Origin of the sequence: Cohnella luojiensis (assembly GCF_004564235.1) — a bacterium.
GTDB classification, from domain to species: domain Bacteria; phylum Bacillota; class Bacilli; order Paenibacillales; family Paenibacillaceae; genus Cohnella; species Cohnella luojiensis.
On record NZ_SOMN01000014.1, the window covers coordinates 79,279 to 97,274 of the forward strand.

The following is a 17,996-nucleotide window of genomic DNA, read 5'->3' on the forward strand; positions in this document are numbered from 1 at the left end:
TGTCAGTCTAGAAAACGGCTGTTCCAGCAGCTTTTCGTATCCGAATTAATTCTATCCCATGGATTATCTTTATTTAAGCACTGACTATCCCAGAAATTTCTATGGTATCCATTACTTTTACTATTGCTTTTACCTGTATCTTCAACGTTTGCCACGTTTACCTTACTTTTGTTACTGCGATTACCAAGGCTTGTACGGCTTGTACACCTGTACCACTTTGCATATCGGATCACACATCCTCCCTAAACGGAGATCGAATGGGTGCCCATCCGATCTCCGTTCTTCATTCCAACCTCCTGTAATATTCATTTCGCAGCAGCAGTATATATTCAACTATCGACGTTTCGGAGGGACTGATGATAGTTGAACCAAGAGGCCTTATTCGAGCACCGATTTTGGCTGCAAATATTGGGTGACCACTCCAGGTTTATTTATAATGCCTTATCGCCAAAAGAGCAGCCGGACGCGCAAACGGCGGAACGATTCATCTTACTTTTCGATCAACTGCTCGGACGAGCGAGAGCCATAACGGATTCCGTTCAGTTAGACGAACTAAACGCAGCGGCTTTGCAAGCTACACTAAGTCTTCGCTCCTTCAAACTCAGCTTATTGGAACGGCTTTTACTAGGAAAAGTTTCTATCGGATTTACTCCAACCTTCTTTAATCACATGGTAAATGAACTGGATGAGTATAAGAACATATTGGAGGAGCTAGTACGCGGCAATCCAGTTCCGCGATACCATTCGCTGCATCACGACCTGCTTTGGTTGCCGGATGCTTCCGGACATGCGGCAGCAATTGCCATGGATCTGGACGCGGTAGAGAAACGCCTCATCAAGAAAAGCGAAGCTTTCGAGAAGCATTTCAACGAATTTTATCTAAAAGCCATCGAGTTAACCGGATATTTGCGAACGATGAACCAAAATTACCCTGTTATCCCGCGTTTTCATTCCGAAGTAAAGATGGAAATGTCCATATTCATGGCATTCCTGATGGAGATCGAGGAGCTTGGATTAAGCGAAGAACTGCTCAGCCGCCTGAATCCGCTCGTTCCGGATCATATGTACCGCGAGGAATGTTACTACTTAATGAAATTAGCGCAGAGCGGCCAGATTCCTTCGCCTAATTGCGATCCCGCCAAACCCCGTATTATGTAGTCCATTCCGCCTCTTCCTATTTTAAGGAGCGAAGCCCGCCTGACTAATCCGAATCTCATCCTCGGAAAATACCCGCCTAAGCCTATCGTAAACGATCCGGTATGCGGAAGAGTCGTACCATTGTTCTAATCCAAGTTTCTCGTATAACGCTAATATTCCCAAAGTCCTTGTCCGTCTCCCTCCGCTGCCATCCCCCATAAAGTAGTCATCCAAGCAAACCCGGTTAACCAATGGCCTTAGCTTGTCAGGAAATGCTTCGCTGCTAGGTAGCAGAGGAGCGATCGTGGCCTGCGTTGCTACGCCGGCATCCGCCAATTGCCGCAGAGCTTCCAACCTGCCTCCAATCGGGGGCGCCGACGGAGAGAAATGCTTGCGGATCTCATCCAGATCCGTCTCCACGGTCATGCTAACCCTAACCTTATCCTTAAGTTTCAGCAACAGGTCGATATCTCTGGTAACAAGAGGGCTTCGCGTCTGTACAACCAGGAAATCCGGTTGTTCCTCCAGCATGACTTCAAGCATCGACCTGGTAACCTTTTCCTTGTGCTCGATAGGCTGATAAGGATCCGTGCTTGATGACATGAAGATCGTTACTTTACCTTTCGATTTGGCTTTGCGAATCTCTTTGCGCAGAATTTCTCCGGCTTCCACTTTTATATCTACCCATGTTCCCCACTCCTCCTTGCGGAAAGCCGCTACCGGCATTTGACGCACGTAGCAGTAGGAGCAGCCGAATGAACATCCTACGTAGGGGTTTAGGGAATGGCTATAATCGGAGAGAAGGCCCGTACCTTTGTTGAGCAGGGACTTGGGTTTCTTGTACAGCAACTCCGTACTCATCCTTAATCACTCCTAGGGGTCATTCGATCAGCTTAGCATGTACGACGAATCTAGCATCATCATTAGAATTCGAGCAAGTAGAGAGCGTCAGTATCGTGTCGTTGGCACTCAGCTCGGTATCCGTGCGATGCAAAGACTTTCCTTGTAAGTCCTGAATGAAGGTAAGGAAATCTCCGTCGTCATGGAAATCCGTTCTTAAGTAATCGTCGTTCGTATCCGTAAAATAGGCGGAGAAAACCTGCCACTTCTTGTCGTCGTAGAGCGTGTCGAACTGTATGATCGAATGGTTATCGAAATACCATCTGCTTTCGTAGTTTAGCAAGGCCATGAACATCGTCTTGTTCTTCATATTGTGTCCGTACAGAATCCAATGCGCGGCAGGCTGTTCGATTCGATTGCGATAGTCCATGAAGATGCTGCCGTTCACGTTTTCTTTCTTATGAAGGTCTCTCAATAAATAATACTCGTTGTCGTCCGACTGAACAACCGGGTAGTCGATTACGGTATCTTCGATTCGAACCCAACCGATCACGTCGTCGTTCACTTTTAGCAGCGGATTGAATCTCTCTTGGATAACCGCTTTGTCTGGATGGCTCTCCGGAACGGACACGGTTGCCGGTAGTGGAGGTGCTATCTTCTGCTCGCTTTCTTGGGTTTCTGGTTTGAATACGGTCTTGATCGGCGGATTGTTCTGTGGAGTCGCCCGGTATAATTTCTTAACCTCTTGCAATTGTTCTTGGCTCTGCTGGGCATCCCAGAAATAAGCGGCCAATCTCCCTGCTGAAAATAAGAAGACAAAGACAAACGCAGCCAACAGGCCATAATAGCTCCATTTTCTCCAATTCAAGCGATTCTCTCCTTTCCCCTCTAGATGGAAGTAAAATCCGCATAGACCCTTAAGGGTATGCGGATTTCCTCTTCTATTCGAACCCGGTTAATCTCGGTTAGCTTTTCTAACCTTATATACCATAGCAAGAGCGGCAAGACCCGAGATCATCGCCATGGTGACGTAAAGCGTCAAGTTCATGGAATCGCCTGTTTTCGGATTGGCTTCCGCGCCGGCGTTGTCGCTTGATGTATCATCCGTAGTGGCGTCGGTTTCTCCGGAATCGTCAGCACCCGCGCTCTCTTTGGCCGGCTCCTCCTCCGCAGCGCCATTGGAGTTCGTGAAGGTAATGTCGTCGATCCAAATTGTTCCGCTCTTTCCGTCTAGGAAGTTGAAGTGAAGCGCCTGAATTCCTTTGTCGATCTCATTAGCTGCGAGGTCGATGTAGATATCTTGGAAGTCCTTCGTTATCGCTGCGCCGGATAGGTCGGCGAAATTCTTGCCTATCGTCTTAACGGTCTCGCCCACGGCATAGTTGAGATCGAAATCCGCGCCTTCACCGCCCGCCGCTCCTTTTATGGTGATTTTTAAGTATTTATAGGAGCTCGCGTCTATGCCGCCGCCCGTACCGAACCAACCCTTGCTGCCGTATTCCAGCTTAAGCGCGTTATCGTCGAGCGTTGCGCTCTTGCCTGCGTCTCCTCCAGTCCATTGGGCTCCCGCATTAGAGCTTGCAAAATCTGCCAGTGCGGACCGGTCATAGTTATCGAACACAAGATCGTCGGAAGCCGCCATCGCGGATAATCCCGCGGCGAAACAGAGAAGAAAAGCGATAAGCAAGGACATGGACCACTTAAGAGATTTCTTCTTAAACCCGCTTGTCATGAAAAAATGCCTCCTCAAAATTTGGAATATTCTCACCTCTGATAATAAATCTAAAGCGCTTCCAAGGTCAGTTGCATTCCTACGTAAATCGTGCGCGTTACTATGCAAAGCAAGATTTTTCCACATCATTTGCGCACCATAACAAATAACGACCTGCAGTTCCCAGGTCGGGAACATACAGGTCGCCGTTTTACGCATGAAACTTTAATCCCCGCCGCCACCGCAGCTAGAAGATGAACAGCTGGAAGTCGAACAGCTCGATGACGAACCGCTCCCTCCGCCATCCGATGAATGCCCGCCGCTCCCGTTAGACGAATGGCTCTCGCTCCACCCGCCGCAGCTAGAAGCGCTTCCTCCAGGGTCGTTTTTCCTTTGCTCATCCGCCGTATATTGCTGCATATGAGTACCGTAATCGCCGCTATTTTGAACGGAGTGAAAGATCATTGCGCCCGCCAGGAAAGGCATGGCGCTTGCAGTCCCTAACAGAGGCCGTGAATCTTCGTAGGCGTTTTTATCCTCGGCTCGCGCGATTTGTGCTTTTGCCTTGGCGATCAGTAGAGTAATCGTTTCCTGAATCTCCGGAAAGCGCTCGGCGTTCTTCTCGTTGAAAAAGCGCGATACGAGCGTTCTCTCGTCGAGCTCGCGAAAGTCGTCAATCTGCGATTCGTTTAGCGGATAACGGAAGAAGCTGCCCCAAATCGCACCGCTGTAGGGAGTAGCGACGAATAGATGCCCATACACCCAATCGAACCATGCCCGTTCACCCGGGTTAGGCTTCGGCGCCTCGCCGCTATGAGGCTCATGGTGAATGTGCGCTCCCATGAACCTTTTGCCGAAAGTCTCATACTCTCTGGAGAACATAAGCATTTCGTGCCAAATGTCGTCTACCGAATCGCTATACATAGGGACGGACTTCAATACGGCGGTCATCATAAAATAACGCTTGAGCTCGAACAGCTTCCAATCGAATTCCGCCAATGGCATCTCCGGGTATTTCGATTGTATCCGCGATTTCAACTGCCATGCGAAATCCGGGCTTAGTCCCTCCTCTAATCTGGACTCCGTCGTCTGAAGCGGCAGGTCCGGTTGTAACTCCAGCCCCTTGGGCGGCAAATGCTTCGAGTAATCGGGTCCCCGCCGCTTGGCTTTCTGGCTTTTGGTAATCGCGATGGCAAATGAGATAACGACGATAACGAGGACAATCACGAAAAAAGTTGGCATTATCACACCTCTGGATCCTAATATTTCCTTAACTATATCATGATACGTGAAAATTAGACCACCTTGGACAACATAATAAACATTAATGTTGACTAAGTCCGGACTAACCGCTAAAATATACAGCAAGACAACTATTACCCGCTATGAAATGACCTATAGCTTAGCGGAAGAGACGAGGAAACCCTCCTTGCTCTTCCGCTATTCTTTATTCTTGCATAATAGAAAGGTGATCGATCATGACTAAAGATTATCGCATCCTGCTATTTTACAAATACGTTCCGATCGCTGACGCAGAAGCCTTTACCGCGGAGCATCTACAATTCTGCAAGGAACTCGGGATTAAGGGAAGAATTCTGATCGCCGAGGAAGGGATCAACGGCACGCTCTCCGGCACGATAGAGCAGACAAACAGCTATATGGAGGCCATGCACGCCCACCCCCTCTTCACCGATCTTTTGTTCAAGATCGACGAATCCGAGGGCCATGCCTTTAAGAAGCTTTTCGTAAGACATAAAAAAGAGCTCGTCACCTTGCGTTACGACAAAAAGCTGAATCCCCACGTGGATGGCGGCGAACGTTTGAAACCGAAGGAATTCCATGAGTACTTGCAAAGAGACGATGTACTCATCCTGGACGGCAGAAGCAATTATGAGTATGACCTTGGCCATTTCCGTAACGCCATCAAGCCCGACTTGGAGACTTTCCGCGAATTCCCGGATTGGATACGGAATAACCTTGCCGAGCATAAGGACAAACCCGTTCTAACCTACTGCACGGGCGGCATTCGATGCGAGATGCTAACGGCCGTCCTCAAGAACGAAGGCTTTAAGAACGTGTTCCAATTGGATGGCGGCATCGTCACTTACGGTCAAGACCCGGAAGTTCAAGGCAAAGGCTTCGATGGCAATTGCTATGTGTTCGACGAGCGCGTATCGGTGCGGATCAACCAAACCGACGAGCACGTTCTCGTGGGCAAATGCCATCACTGCGGAACGCCGACTGACCGATACGTGAACTGCACGGACGATACTTGCCATCTCCAACATCTCAGCTGCGAGCCGTGCGAGTCTGAGAAAAAGGGCTATTGCTCCTCGGAATGCGAAGAACACGATCTAGTTGCATCCGGGTCAGTCCTGTAATCTATCGAAGTATGGGGAGGTTATGCTTTGAAAGATGAACTGGATTTATCTACCCGCAACAAGATTATGCAGATGATCAAGACCTCGGGAGAGCTCACGACCAAGGAGCTCACCGACCAGCTAGGAATCACGGGTATGGCCGTTCGTCGGCATATCTCGATTCTGGAGCGGGACAATCTGATCGAATCCAACACGGTTAAACTGCCGATGGGCCGCCCTGCCGCGGTGTACCGGTTATCGGCCGAGGCCGAAGACTATTTTCCGAAGAATTATCACACCGTTGCGCTCGACCTGCTCGCCGAACTTGAGGGTGAAGCAGGAGAACCGATGGTCAACCACCTCTTCGATCGTCGCAAGACGACACTCATGCATCGTTATGAAGGAAAGATGCGGGACAAGGATCTAGAACGCAAAGTAGCCGCTCTCTCCGAAATCCAGAACGAGAACGGCTATATGGCGACTTGGGAGAAGAATGACGACGAATACGTTCTAACCGAATACAATTGTCCGATATCTCAAGTCGCGAACAAATATAACCACGCCTGCAATTGCGAGCTGAACCTGTTCGAATCCTTGCTAGAGGCCGACGTCAGCCGCACCGATTGCTTGGCCAAGGGCGATAAGAAATGCGTGTATCGCATTCGTCCTAGGTAAAAATGAAGAAGCTTCTCGCTCTGGATACTTGTCCATGGCGAGAAGCCTTTTTTATTTGATTTGGTTAATTGTGTTCGGCATCCATGAGGTTGGAATCGTATCGCGGCGGCGATAAATGCTTAGCAGTAGGCCGATGGTGGCGAACTGTAAGACTTGCCCGGTCCCTCCATAGCTTAAGAAAGGAATCGTAAGACCAACGAATGGAGCATAACCAAATGTCATCAATACCGTCCAGACGAATTGGACAATCAATAACATGCCTATGATAAAAGATAGTCTTTTACCAAATTCATCTTTGGTTCGGTAAGTCGTTTCTATGGCCTTCCCGATAAAACAAAGAATAAGCATAACAACGGCAATCCCAGCCAACCATCCAAAGCAATAGATGAAATAGGGCAGCATTCCCTCGCTTTGAACGTATGGAATCGTTCTGTTCGGAGTGCCAATCCCCTGCCCCCACCAACCTCCGGAATGAATGGCATTGCGGGCCTGCTGGAGCATAAATCCCTCTCCATTAGGATCGTTCCACGGAACCAGGAAGTTTCTCAATCTCATCGTCACATAGTAATTATAGTAATCCGAACCGACTACGATGAAATAGATGAATCCCGTAAATCCAGCTCCGAACGTCATGATCTGAGCTACATTACGCCTGGTAATCCATAGAAAGGCTACGAAGATCGCAGTATAGACGGCTGCAAATGCCAAGGAGTTCATTTTCATTAGAAGAACGAATGGGATCACTCCCCGACAGACGAGTTGGACGATGCTTTCCTTCCATCCCCATTCCTTGGCCGGTTTAATTCCAGCCAATCCGATACTCATCGCCATGATGGCAATCGTCGGAATATGTAACCCTGTCTGGCCTATCATGATCCATGCGGTTGCTCCGTTTATCTTTTCGGCTATGAAGGGTGCTAGAACAAGGATACCTATTCCGAAAACGAACAACGACTCGGAGTATTTCTTCAGCTTGCGATAATCCAACGCCCAGAGTAAGGTCATGAAAACTAACCCTATACCGGTTAGAATGATTTTATTCTGAAAGAAATTCAACATACGCGTAAGTTCGGCTTCCGACATTTGAACGCTATACATAGCTAGTATTCCAATGACGGACAAGAGACCGATGATCGCTAACATTCCCCAATCCGTTCGAGGGCGGTGGACTTTGTCCAGACCTTTGCCAATCAGATCAGGCTCACCCATACATACGACTGCTTGTTTAACAGCCTCTTCCTCGGACATGCCTTGAGATAGATTTCCCTCGATAAGTTCGTCCAAATGCGCACGCAGTTCCTCTTTTATTTCCTCATGAAGTTCCTTAGCCCTTACTCGTTCGCAGACCTCTTCGAGAAATTGCTCAACCCGGGAATGGTTTTGTTGCTGCTTCATATGCTGCCCTCCCCGATAACACGATCGACAGCCGTTCTAAATACGCTCCATTCCTGCTTTCTCTCTCGCAGCTTCGACTTTCCGAACTCCGTAATGCGGTAATATTTCCTTTTGCGCCCGTCATGCGTTTGCCAGTAGGACTGAACCCACTCTTCTGTTTCAAGAGTATGGAGGATGGGATATAGAGTGCCTTCCTTAAACATGAAAATCCCGCCCGATCGGTGTTCCATTTCTTTAATCATTTCATAGCCATACCTGTCCTGTTTTTCTAATAGCGTTAGAATTAGCACGACCGTGCTACCTTTTAAGAGCTCTTTGTTTATTTTCATAATTTCTCCCCTCTCCGTTTCTCAACATACCTCGAATAACAATGCATAGAATATCTATGTATAGAATACTGGATACGCTTAGGATTAGCAATAATCAAATTGGATCAGTATTGCAATACGATGAAGGCAGTTTTTTAGCCTTGGCGAGAGTCGTGCGAGTGTGCGGTGCACGATGAAGGCACATTCACAATACAGAAAAGTGGTGGCCCAGGTTTGACCCCTGTACCACCACTTAACTTACCAAATTACTCTCCACCATGCCCCGTGTAGATCAATACCGCATCTCTTAAGAACTTAGCTACTCCAGGCTGGTCCTTGTCGTAGTAGGCCATGAATCGTTCGTCATCGACGTACATTTGAGCCACGCCCGCATGGGCTTCCTTGCTGTAGCTGTCCCAATAGAAGCTCAGCCATTGACGATGGAGGTCCGCGGCTTTCTGCGCTAGCTCACCTGCAGGATCCCCGGTAGGGAACGCTTCAGCTAGTGTCGCGTGGATGTCCGTTGCCAATTGCTCGACTTCCGCATACTGCTTCTCGGTCATGTTTTTGATTTTCACGTTTGACTTATCGACTTGTTCCGAACCATACTTTGCACGGATTTCTTGGCCGTATTTTTTTTCGTTGTCGTCGATCATCTTTTGCTTGAAGCCTTCGAATTTCTGCTTATCGGTCATCGTAGTTTTCCCCTCTCTTTGAGATAAAGTCAGATCGACGTTAGCGATCAGCAGATCTAGCTGTTCCCGCTTCGCAAGGAGGTTCTCGCGGTGCTCTCTTAGCGCCTTGTCTGCATCGAAGGTCGGCGCGGTGATGAGCACTCTGATTTCCTCCAAGCTCACGCCTAACTCCCGGTAGAAGAGAATCTGCTGAAGCCGATCCACCTCTTGCTGACCGTAGATCCGATAACCCGATGAATTGATTCTCGCCGGCTTGAGAATGCCAATGACATCGTAATATCGAAGAGTACGCGTGCTGACTCCCGCTAAGAGACCTAATTTCTGAACGGTGTATTCCATGTTCATCCCCCCTTGCAAATTCATCGTACTCCTTTACGCAACGTCAATGTCAAGCGATAATGAACAACAAAATTCTTAATGAATATCAACTGACCTGCTACACAGGAGGATTTTAGTTGCAAAATATACAATAAGAAACCCGGATTCCCTTTTAATGCTTGTTCCTTGAAACTAACTGACTATTCTACACTTAAAATGATATACAGAGGCGGGTTGTCGGAAGTGGTGCAGTGACGGAGTTTGGAGCACACTTCCGCCTTTAGGGTTCGCAACAATTTTATAAAAAAAGGGGACGCCTCGCAGGTCCGCATCGACCCGAGAAACATCCCCTGTAAGCTTAGCTCTTCGTTATTTTAGATGGGTTGTTCACCTTATAGAGAATCTCTTTGTTGAACTTCTTGTCCACGACTTTCCCCTCGAATTCAAGGCTGTTCCCCACCTCAAGACCGAGCGCTTTCAGCGTATTGCTGTATCCGCACCAAGCATCGCCGACCGTAAGCGGGTTATCGCCGTGAACGACGACATCTTCCAGCAAAATCACTTCGTCGTCGTTATCCGAGAACGGATTGGGTTTCGTAGCGAACTCCTTGATCTTAGCGCTGAATTTGACCTTGTCGACGGGCAATTCAAGCTTTTCTTTTTTCTCTTTCTTCGGCGCGGGCTTCTCGCCAGAAGCGGCTTTGCTTTTTCCCTTAGCCGGTGCTTTAGCTTCCGCCTCTTCGACATCCGCAACAACTGCACTTGCATCTGCAGCAGCTTCTACCGTTTCGGTTTCCTCGCCTGCAGCATACCTGCTGAAAGTTCCGCTCTGCATTTCTTTCAGGAAGGAAGGATGGATGCAAGTTAGGCTTCCGTCTTCGAACTCTACGACCAATATATTCAAGTTGTTGTATTCTTGGTATCCCTTAATCGCTACGAGATGTTGAGACGTCGAGTTCTTGAACCAGAACTGTTTCTTGGCCGTTTTCCCGAACAATCCCCAGCTTCTGCCCTTGTCCGCGTATTCCTCTTCATCATCAAAAGCAAAGTATTCTCCTTGAGGAGGATATAACTTAATACCACTAATCTTTGTCGCTTCCACAGTATCGCTCATCCTCTCGCTTGTCCATCGCTTGAACGCGCAGATCGCCATTTTTTTCGATGAAGAAAGTATATCATGAATGGCGATTTAGGTTAAGGAGATACTGCACTTATCCTTTTAAAACGGAGGGTTCCGATCATGAGCATCAAGGAAACCATGCTGTCTATTGTCGCCTTGGGCGGCGTGAATGAAATCGGCAAGAATATGTACGTAGTGCAATACGCGGACGATATCGTCGTTATCGATTGCGGTTCCAAGTTTCCCGACGAAAGTTTGTTGGGTATCGACGTAATCGTCCCGGATATTTCTTTTTTGCTTGAGAATCAAGACAAAGTCAGAGCGCTTGTGGTTACTCACGGACACGAGGACCATATCGGCGGCATCCCTTACATCTTGAAGCAAATGAACATGCCTATATACGCAACAGGATTAACGCTCGGGTTAATCGAGGGCAAGCTTCGGGAACACGGCCTTCTCAGAGATTCGGAATTGCACCACATCAACTCGGATTCGGAGATCGACTTGGGTTCAATGACTCTTAGCTTCTTCAGCACGAATCACAGCATTCCGGACTGCCTGGGTATTGCCTTTCATACTCCTGAGGGTACCGTTGTGCATACTGGAGATTTCAAATTCGATCTGACGCCCGTCAATGAGCAATATGCGGACATACATAAGATGGCGGATCTCGGCAAGAACGGCGTTTTGGCGCTTCTGTCCGAGAGCACGAACGCGGAGCGTCCCGGTTTCACCCCGTCCGAACGCCTCGTAGGAGAACACATCGAAGAAGCCTTCATTAAGGCTACGCAGAAAATATTCATATCCACCTTCGCGTCCAACGTCCATCGTCTGCAGCAAGTAATAGATGCGGCTGTCAAAACAAACCGTAAAATCGCGCTGCTAGGCAGGAGTATGGTCAACGTGGTTAGTATTGCGTCGAGTCTGGGTTATCTGAAAATGGCGGAGGAGATGCTGATCGAGGCGACCGAGGTAAATAAATACGAGCCTCACAGAATCGTCGTCCTATGTACGGGAAGTCAAGGAGAACCGATGGCCGCCCTCTCCCGTCTTGCTAGCTCTAATCATCGCCAAGTGGAAGTTCTGCGCGGGGATACCGTAATTCTTGCGGCTACTCCGATTCCGGGGAATGAACGTAACGTGGCTCGTATCGTAGATAACTTGTTCGAGCTGGGAGCCAAGGTGATCTATGGATCAGGAACCGTGACGGGAATGCATGTATCCGGCCACGCAAGCCAGGATGAGCTCAAGCTTATGCTCACGTTAATGAAGCCCAAATATTTCATTCCCATTCACGGCGAATTTCGGATGATGCACCAACACCGTTTGCTAGCGGAAGCCGTCGGCGTGGAGAGCGACAATATTTTCATCTTGAAAAACGGCGACGTCGTCGATATTCAAAATCAAGTTGCCAGCCAATCCCGAAAAATTCCGACGGGCAACACGCTCGTTGACGGGCTGGGAATCGGCGATGTGGGGAACGTGGTATTAAGGGATCGCAAGCATCTGTCCGAAGACGGTATTCTTATCGTTGTCATTACGCTTAGCAAAGCGGATGGCAAGATCCTGTCCGGACCGGATACGATTTCGCGCGGTTTCGTCTATGTCCGGGAATCGGAAGGATTAATCGAAGAGGTCAACCGAATCACCGTGACGGAGGTCCAGAAGTTACTGGAAGAGAATGTGAGCCAATGGAACGTTTATAAGCAATCCATTAAGGAATCGATCGGAAGATTTCTGTTCGCCAAAACCAAAAGAAGGCCCATGATTCTTCCGATCATCATCCAGATTTAATTCATGGAATAGCGGGACTGAGTTCTCTTTATTCGTCGAATGAGCTCAGGCAATGCGACGCCCAGCATAACCAAGACGACTCCGGCCCACTGCAGCATGCTGACATGCTCATGCAGGACGACGGAGGAAAGCAGTACCGCCACGGGAAGCTCGGAAGCTCCCAATATGCCGGTCATACCCTCTCCGATATGCGGCACGCCGACCGCGAACAGTACTGGAGGAATGAACGCGCCGAAGAATCCAAGAAGGAAACCGAACAGAAGCAGGTCGCTCCATAGATCTCCGTTAATCAGAAAATGCGGCGGGAATAGCGCGAACACGAGCACCATGCCTCCCGTAATCATCCAACCGCTGCGGTAGGCAGGGTGAACCGAGGGCACCGCTTTCCCGCTAATCAAGATGAAGACGGAATAACTGACGGCCGATAGCAATCCTAGACCCACTCCGATCCAGTTAAATCTGGACAAGCCCTGCTCCATGATGCCAGCTGCAAGCAACGTGCCTCCGAACAAGATAACCAGCGTCAGAAGCATGATACCATTAGGACGTTTGCGCTGACCGATGGCATGGATGAGTACGCCAATCCACGTAAACTGGAAAAGCAAGATAATAGCCAATGAATTCGGAATATAACGCAACGATTCGTAATAGAGAAGTCCGGTTACCGCCGTCGGAGTTCCGGCTGCCATCAGGAAAACTCTCTGTTTCCAAGTCAATTTCGATTTAGGCGAAGTTTCTATATCGGTTTCCGTTGATTTTTTGCGTTTTTCCCGCCATTTCGTGAAGAAAACCAGGCACCAAGCTAGAATACAGCCGATGAATAGCTGGCTTCCCACGACCTCTCCTAGCACGTAACCCTCTCCATATGCGGTGACGACGATGGTCGATAAGATCCCGTAACAGATCGCGCCCATTAATACGGATAATAAATATTTCATATCTATGATGTCCTCCCTTTAATTGCTTTTTTTTTCTGCGTACGACAAAAAACTTCCTAACCCGAAATATAGAATCGTCGTTGGACGATCCTATATTCGTAGTTAGGAAGTTAAGGCTTCCCGTAGAAACCCTCACCCTAATTCGTGAGGTTATACGAATTTATTGTAAATGTTTAATAAGCAATAGGACGATTATTGCACGATCGTTTAGTAATTGTCAATGGATGATTACCGAGAATCATCCGGTAGTTGCTTCCTTCCCATGAATCCATCGTGCCAGCCGTGATAATGGGTGATGCGTTCCTCGCCTTCCTTCCAGCAGATGAGAATATCTTCGCCTTCAAGCACGGACGGGAAGTCGATTAATCCGGGGTTGATCATCTTTAGAAGAACGCCTTTTCGCGCAAAATTGTTAATCAAGAGGTTCGCTTCCATCTGCATGAAGTCGAGCTTGCTTTCCAGCTCGAAGAAAGGGTCTTGCCCAGCGTGCGCGATTGACCGTTGTTCATGGTTTACTTTTATTTTCTGCAGCTTTAAATTGTGATGTTCAATCTGTTCCGCAAGCAGCTGCAATTGGCGCAAATCTTCTTTTAACTGCGGCAATAATGCATTCGCTTCTTCTAATGTAAACCATTTTCCTTCCATCATGAACTCCCTCCTTATTCCGCTTTGGCTAATTGAATGATGTCTCGGACTTCTAAGATGGATTTAGGATAGTCGGTATTTACGGAATGGACCATGGCAAGCCCCAGGTCGCTCAGCTTGATGACGTGGTTTGGCAACACGCGCTTGAGAACGGGGTAAAGCCAAGCTGCCGCACGATAATATTTCTGTGTGTTCTTGGCCCCCTTAGTCGGGTGCATATAGCCAGGACGAAACATGAACGCTTTTCGGAAGGGCAGCTTCAGGATGTCGTTTTCGGTTTTTCCCTTTACTCGGGCCCACATGCTTTTGCCCCGTTCGGAGCTATCCGTTCCTGCGCCGGTCACGTAACAGAACACCATGTCCGGATTCATTCCGGCGAGTAAAGTTGCAGCATGCATCGTAAGATCATAGGTTAAACGCTTGTACTCTTCTTCCCGCTTGCCGACCGAAGTCACGCCCAAGCAGAAATAACAAGCATTATAACCGGATAACTGGTTTTCGATCGGAGTAAGATCGAAGAAATCGGAGTGCACGATTTCCTTCAGCTTAGGGTGCTCCACGCCGCATGGTTTTCGGTTAATGACTAATACTTGTTCGACGTCGGGATGCTTAAGGCATTCAAGCAGCACGCCTTCGCCTACCATGCCCGTAGATCCTGTAATGATTGCTTTTATTTTCAATAAGAACCCTCCCGAATCTTACTTTTGATTTACACGCTTGATGGTTGTTATCTTTTGCGGCGAAGCAGGCTCCGAGAAACATTCTTCCCATGAAAGGCAACTACAGCCTAGACTCTTGGACAGGATGGATTTCATCTTCAGCATCTGATTGATCTGCTCATCGAGCTCTTCTTGCTTCTTCAAAGCCATGACTCTCCATCTCTCGGATGGCGGAACGTTAGAATCGAAGCCTTCAAGCAGCTGCTTGATCTCATCGATCTGAAATCCGGCGCTTTGAGCTAATCGTATCGTTTCAAGCCGGCTAAGGATATCGTCGGAAAAGATTCTTCTTCCGTTTATTCTCTCCGGAGTAGGAATTAAACCAATTTGCTCATAATAACGGAGCGCGGACGTCGAGAGACCGCTTTTCTCGGCAACTTCGCCAATGGTCATCATTTTTTTCGCCGCCCCCTTGACTTCAAGTTAACTTGAAGTTGTATCATTCCTTGAGTATACCGAATGATCATCACACTGACAATCTGGAGGCTTAAATCGGAAATCATGTTAACTATTGCATCCGTTATTTTCATCATTACCTTAGTATTCGTCATCTGGCAACCCCGAGGCCTCAATATCGGCTGGTCGGCATCCGGGGGCGCTATCGTCGCTCTCCTGTGCGGAGTAGTCAGCTTCAACGACGTGTGGGACGTGACGCAGATCGTCTGGAACGCGACCCTTGCCTTCGTCGCCGTTATCTTGATCTCGCTCATCCTGGACGAGATCGGTTTCTTCGAATGGGCAGCCCTTCATATGGCCAGATTCGCGAGAGGAAACGGCATTCTTATGTTCGTCTACGTTATCTTGCTCGGAGCGGCAGTTGCCGCATTCTTCGCAAATGACGGAGCAGCGCTAATCCTTACTCCGATCGTCCTCGCGATGGTTAGGGCACTGAAGTTCGATATGCGGATGATCTTGCCCTTCATTATGGCTAGCGGATTTATCTCGGATACCGCATCCCTTCCCCTTGTCGTGAGCAATCTGGTTAACATCGTCTCGTCGGACTTCTTCGGAATCGGTTTCGCGGAATATGCGGGCCGAATGGTGGTACCTACCGTGTTTGCGATCGCTTCCAGCTTGCTTGTCCTGTATCTGATGTTTCGTAAGAGCATTCCCAAGCATTATGATCTCGCCCAGTTAAAGCAACCTAAAGATGCCATTAAGAACGTTCGGTTATTTAAGATCTCATGGGTTATCCTCGGCGCGTTATTGATCGCGTACCTTGCCAGCGAATTCATTCACTTGCAAGTTTCCCTTATTGCGGGAATCGCGGCCATCGTCTTCCTGCTGCTCGCCAGACAAAGTGAAAGCATACACACTTGGAAACTTGTTAAAGGAGCTCCGTGGGCGGTCGTCGTCTTCTCGATCGGGATGTACGTCGTTGTCTACGGTTTACGCAATGTCGGACTAACTGACCAATTGGGGACAGTATTCGAGTGGTTAGGCGATCAAGGTCTCTTCGTCGCGACCGTTGGTTCCGGATTTATCGCGGCTATCCTATCCTCGATTATGAATAATATGCCTACGGTCATGATCGATGCGTTGGCGATACAGGGCACGGATACTCACGGAATCGTTCGCGAAGCCTTTATCTACGCCAATGTCATCGGATCGGATCTCGGCCCGAAGATTACGCCTATCGGCTCGTTAGCTACCTTGCTATGGCTTCACGTATTATCATCGAAGGGCGTCAAGATCGGTTGGGGCTATTACTTCAAGATAGGCTTCGTTCTTACCATTCCCGTGTTGTTCATCACGCTGGCAAGCCTTTACCTGTGGCTGAGAATCATTGGATAAGAATAAACGAATCACAAATAAATGTATGAGTGAAGGAGATTAATTAACATGGCTAAAGAACTCATGTATTTCCTATGTACGGGTAACTCATGCCGCAGCCAGATGGCAGACGGCTTCATGAACGCCATCGGCGGGCATCTCTACGAGGTTCGCAGCGCGGGCTTGGAAGCCCACGGCTTGAATCCCCGCGCCGTTAAAGTGATGTCAGAGGCCGGAGTGGACATCTCGAATAATACTTCGAACGTTATCGACCCTGAGCTGTTGAATCGCGCAACATACGTGGTAACGCTCTGCGGTCATGCGGACGAGCATTGCCCGGTCATCTCCAACCCGAATGTCATCAAGTGGCATTGGGGCTTCGAAGATCCCGCCAAGGCAACCGGCACCGAAGAAGAAATCATGGAACAGTTCCGCACCGTCCGCGATGCGATTAAGACGAGGATCGAGAAGTTCGTACAGGAAGACCAATAAAATCGTTCCGTTTACCAAAAAAGTCTTCAATTCCACCCGATCTAGCGTGGTATTGAAGACTTTTTCGTTGTACGGATATTTACCTCGCGCCTGGCCCGTTAACGTCCTGATCGGCAACGATTTCTTCGGGCAATTGTTTCGATGCGCTAGGAACCTTGCGAGACTTAAGATCGACCGACTCGGAGGTATAAATAAGAATCGTGACCCGCCCGCCCTGCGCGAAAGCCCGAATTAAGATCGGTTGGCTGTACTTGTTCCGAAAGGCGAAATCGGGACCATACCAACTCACCGTGGCATCCCGTCCAGGGGGTACGTACGGAACTCTACGACTGTGAGAATATCGCTGGACGATCTCTAGCCCTGCCCGGTCCGCGGCATTGAACAGCGTCGACGAGATTTGGCATATTCCCCCTCCGATTCCTTCCGATACCTCTCCTCTTACGATAATTTTGGCTCGTCTGTATCCTTTCTGCGGCGTACGCATCCCGACCACTTGATTAAACGAGAACGTCTCCCCTGGAAAGACGAATTGATTGTTAATCGCTTTCGCCGATAGGGCGATATTATGCGAGCGATTTTTATTATTCGAATTGTAATAGGTCGTATATTGGCCGATCATCTTCTCCTTAATGGTTGCAAGCAGCTCGCTATCCACCCTTGGGTAGCGTTTAAGCAACGGAGCTTCAACATCCGAGATTGTCCCTTCTACCATATAGCTGAAGAACAGTTTCGCGAAGGACGGGCGATCCAGCTCATAGCCAGGTTTCTCCGGAACGATCCTCCCCCCTCCGTCCAATCCGGCATTCTCCGGTTCGCGAGAAGTCAGCTTGCTCAGGTCATCCATCAGCTTCACGATTTTTTCCTCGTTAACGAATGGAAGGCCAAATAGCGGATGCACATAGTCCGAACGTTCGATGCTGGCGATGGAATTTCCTTGCTGCGTAACGGTCAATCGATCCGGAAGATCGGATTGTTGAAGCAGCATTAGCATGCCGACGATCCAATGCAAATTCAAGCCGTCGTACCTCCAATCGCGGGATTATCGCAATGACTCCTATAAAGTGTGTCAAACTCTG

19 protein-coding genes and 1 riboswitch are annotated in these 17,996 nt (G+C 48.7%); of the genes, 6 read left to right on the forward strand and 13 right to left on the reverse strand.

The window, feature by feature from the left end; translation table 11 throughout:
• The first annotated feature begins 363 nt into the window (after positions 1-363).
• The gene (locus E2980_RS11980; protein WP_135152406.1) at positions 364-1,158 is read left to right on the forward strand and encodes a DUF2935 domain-containing protein; all 795 of its coding nucleotides are present in this window, start codon (positions 364-366) and stop codon (positions 1,156-1,158) included.
• Positions 1,159-1,179: 21 nt separating this feature from the next.
• Here the strand turns inward: E2980_RS11980 and E2980_RS11985 are convergent, their stop codons facing one another.
• The 4 genes from E2980_RS11985 to E2980_RS12000 form a co-directional block, all read right to left on the reverse strand.
• Entirely contained in the window at positions 1,180-1,998 is an 819-nt protein-coding gene (locus E2980_RS11985) for an SPL family radical SAM protein (RefSeq protein WP_135152407.1), read from the reverse strand.
• Positions 1,999-2,017: 19 nt separating this feature from the next.
• A complete protein-coding gene (gene srtB, locus E2980_RS11990; RefSeq protein ID WP_135152408.1) occupies positions 2,018-2,845 on the reverse strand; it encodes a class B sortase in 828 nt (275 codons plus the stop codon).
• An 87-nt stretch (positions 2,846-2,932) separates the two neighbouring features.
• Positions 2,933-3,709, reverse strand: coding sequence for a sortase B protein-sorting domain-containing protein (locus tag E2980_RS11995; protein WP_167747094.1), 777 nt, complete (start codon positions 3,707-3,709; stop codon positions 2,933-2,935).
• A gap of 204 nt (positions 3,710-3,913) precedes the next feature.
• Positions 3,914-4,930 carry a glycine-rich domain-containing protein gene (locus E2980_RS12000; RefSeq protein WP_135152410.1) on the reverse strand — a complete coding sequence of 339 codons (1,017 nt, stop codon included), beginning with the start codon at positions 4,928-4,930 and terminating at the stop codon, positions 3,914-3,916.
• A 236-nt stretch (positions 4,931-5,166) separates the two neighbouring features.
• Here E2980_RS12000 and trhO point away from each other — a divergent pair, with 236 nt between their 5' ends.
• Both trhO and E2980_RS12010 read left to right on the forward strand, forming a co-directional pair.
• Positions 5,167-6,069 carry an oxygen-dependent tRNA uridine(34) hydroxylase TrhO gene (gene trhO, locus E2980_RS12005; RefSeq protein ID WP_135152411.1) on the forward strand — a complete coding sequence of 301 codons (903 nt, stop codon included), beginning with the start codon at positions 5,167-5,169 and terminating at the stop codon, positions 6,067-6,069.
• 27 nt (positions 6,070-6,096) lie between these two features.
• Positions 6,097-6,723 carry a helix-turn-helix transcriptional regulator gene (locus E2980_RS12010; protein ID WP_135152412.1) on the forward strand — a complete coding sequence of 209 codons (627 nt, stop codon included), beginning with the start codon at positions 6,097-6,099 and terminating at the stop codon, positions 6,721-6,723.
• Between the two features lie 51 nt (positions 6,724-6,774).
• Here E2980_RS12010 and E2980_RS12015 read toward each other — a convergent pair whose 3' ends face one another.
• The 4 genes from E2980_RS12015 to E2980_RS12030 all read right to left on the reverse strand — a co-directional run bounded on the left by E2980_RS12015 (position 6,775) and on the right by E2980_RS12030 (position 10,541).
• The gene (locus tag E2980_RS12015) at positions 6,775-8,118 is read right to left on the reverse strand and encodes an FtsW/RodA/SpoVE family cell cycle protein (protein WP_135152413.1); all 1,344 of its coding nucleotides are present in this window, start codon (positions 8,116-8,118) and stop codon (positions 6,775-6,777) included.
• Positions 8,115-8,447: a PadR family transcriptional regulator gene (locus E2980_RS12020; protein ID WP_135152414.1), complete on the reverse strand. Its 333-nt coding sequence runs from the start codon at positions 8,445-8,447 to the stop codon at positions 8,115-8,117. Before E2980_RS12020 ends, E2980_RS12015 begins: the two co-directional genes overlap by 4 nt.
• 245 nt (positions 8,448-8,692) lie before the next feature.
• The gene (locus E2980_RS12025) at positions 8,693-9,460 is read right to left on the reverse strand and encodes a MerR family transcriptional regulator (RefSeq protein ID WP_135152415.1); all 768 of its coding nucleotides are present in this window, start codon (positions 9,458-9,460) and stop codon (positions 8,693-8,695) included.
• A gap of 337 nt (positions 9,461-9,797) precedes the next feature.
• Positions 9,798-10,541 carry a hypothetical protein gene (locus tag E2980_RS12030; protein WP_167747095.1) on the reverse strand — a complete coding sequence of 248 codons (744 nt, stop codon included), beginning with the start codon at positions 10,539-10,541 and terminating at the stop codon, positions 9,798-9,800.
• A gap of 138 nt (positions 10,542-10,679) precedes the next feature.
• Between E2980_RS12030 and E2980_RS12035 the strand changes: the two genes are divergently transcribed.
• Positions 10,680-12,353 (forward strand): ribonuclease J, encoded by a 1,674-nt coding sequence (locus E2980_RS12035; protein WP_205699965.1) that lies wholly within the window; start codon positions 10,680-10,682, stop codon positions 12,351-12,353.
• Here the strand turns inward: E2980_RS12035 and E2980_RS12040 are convergent.
• The 4 genes from E2980_RS12040 to E2980_RS12055 all read right to left on the reverse strand — a co-directional run bounded on the left by E2980_RS12040 (position 12,350) and on the right by E2980_RS12055 (position 15,051).
• Entirely contained in the window at positions 12,350-13,291 is a 942-nt protein-coding gene (locus tag E2980_RS12040) for an EamA family transporter (RefSeq protein ID WP_135152418.1), read from the reverse strand. The genes E2980_RS12035 and E2980_RS12040 overlap by 4 nt on opposite strands.
• Before the next feature lie 79 nt (positions 13,292-13,370).
• Positions 13,371-13,469, reverse strand: a riboswitch (purine riboswitch).
• 50 nt (positions 13,470-13,519) lie between these two features.
• Positions 13,520-13,936: a DUF2203 domain-containing protein gene (locus E2980_RS12045; protein WP_135152442.1), complete on the reverse strand. Its 417-nt coding sequence runs from the start codon at positions 13,934-13,936 to the stop codon at positions 13,520-13,522.
• Between the two features lie 14 nt (positions 13,937-13,950).
• Positions 13,951-14,616: a Rossmann-fold NAD(P)-binding domain-containing protein gene (locus E2980_RS12050; RefSeq protein WP_135152419.1), complete on the reverse strand. Its 666-nt coding sequence runs from the start codon at positions 14,614-14,616 to the stop codon at positions 13,951-13,953.
• Positions 14,617-14,634: 18 nt separating this feature from the next.
• A complete protein-coding gene (locus E2980_RS12055; RefSeq protein WP_135152420.1) occupies positions 14,635-15,051 on the reverse strand; it encodes a MerR family transcriptional regulator in 417 nt (138 codons plus the stop codon).
• A 105-nt stretch (positions 15,052-15,156) separates the two neighbouring features.
• On the opposite strand from E2980_RS12055, the gene E2980_RS12060 reads away from it, so the two are divergent.
• Both E2980_RS12060 and arsC read left to right on the forward strand, forming a co-directional pair.
• Complete coding sequence (locus E2980_RS12060; protein WP_135152421.1) at positions 15,157-16,449, forward strand: arsenic transporter; 1,293 nt, start codon at positions 15,157-15,159, stop codon at positions 16,447-16,449.
• A 48-nt stretch (positions 16,450-16,497) separates the two neighbouring features.
• The gene (gene arsC, locus E2980_RS12065; RefSeq protein WP_135152422.1) at positions 16,498-16,920 is read left to right on the forward strand and encodes an arsenate reductase (thioredoxin); all 423 of its coding nucleotides are present in this window, start codon (positions 16,498-16,500) and stop codon (positions 16,918-16,920) included.
• 79 nt (positions 16,921-16,999) lie between these two features.
• Here arsC and E2980_RS12070 read toward each other — a convergent pair whose 3' ends face one another.
• Positions 17,000-17,911 carry a VanW family protein gene (locus tag E2980_RS12070; protein WP_135152443.1) on the reverse strand — a complete coding sequence of 304 codons (912 nt, stop codon included), beginning with the start codon at positions 17,909-17,911 and terminating at the stop codon, positions 17,000-17,002.
• Between the last annotated feature and the right edge of the window lie 85 nt (positions 17,912-17,996).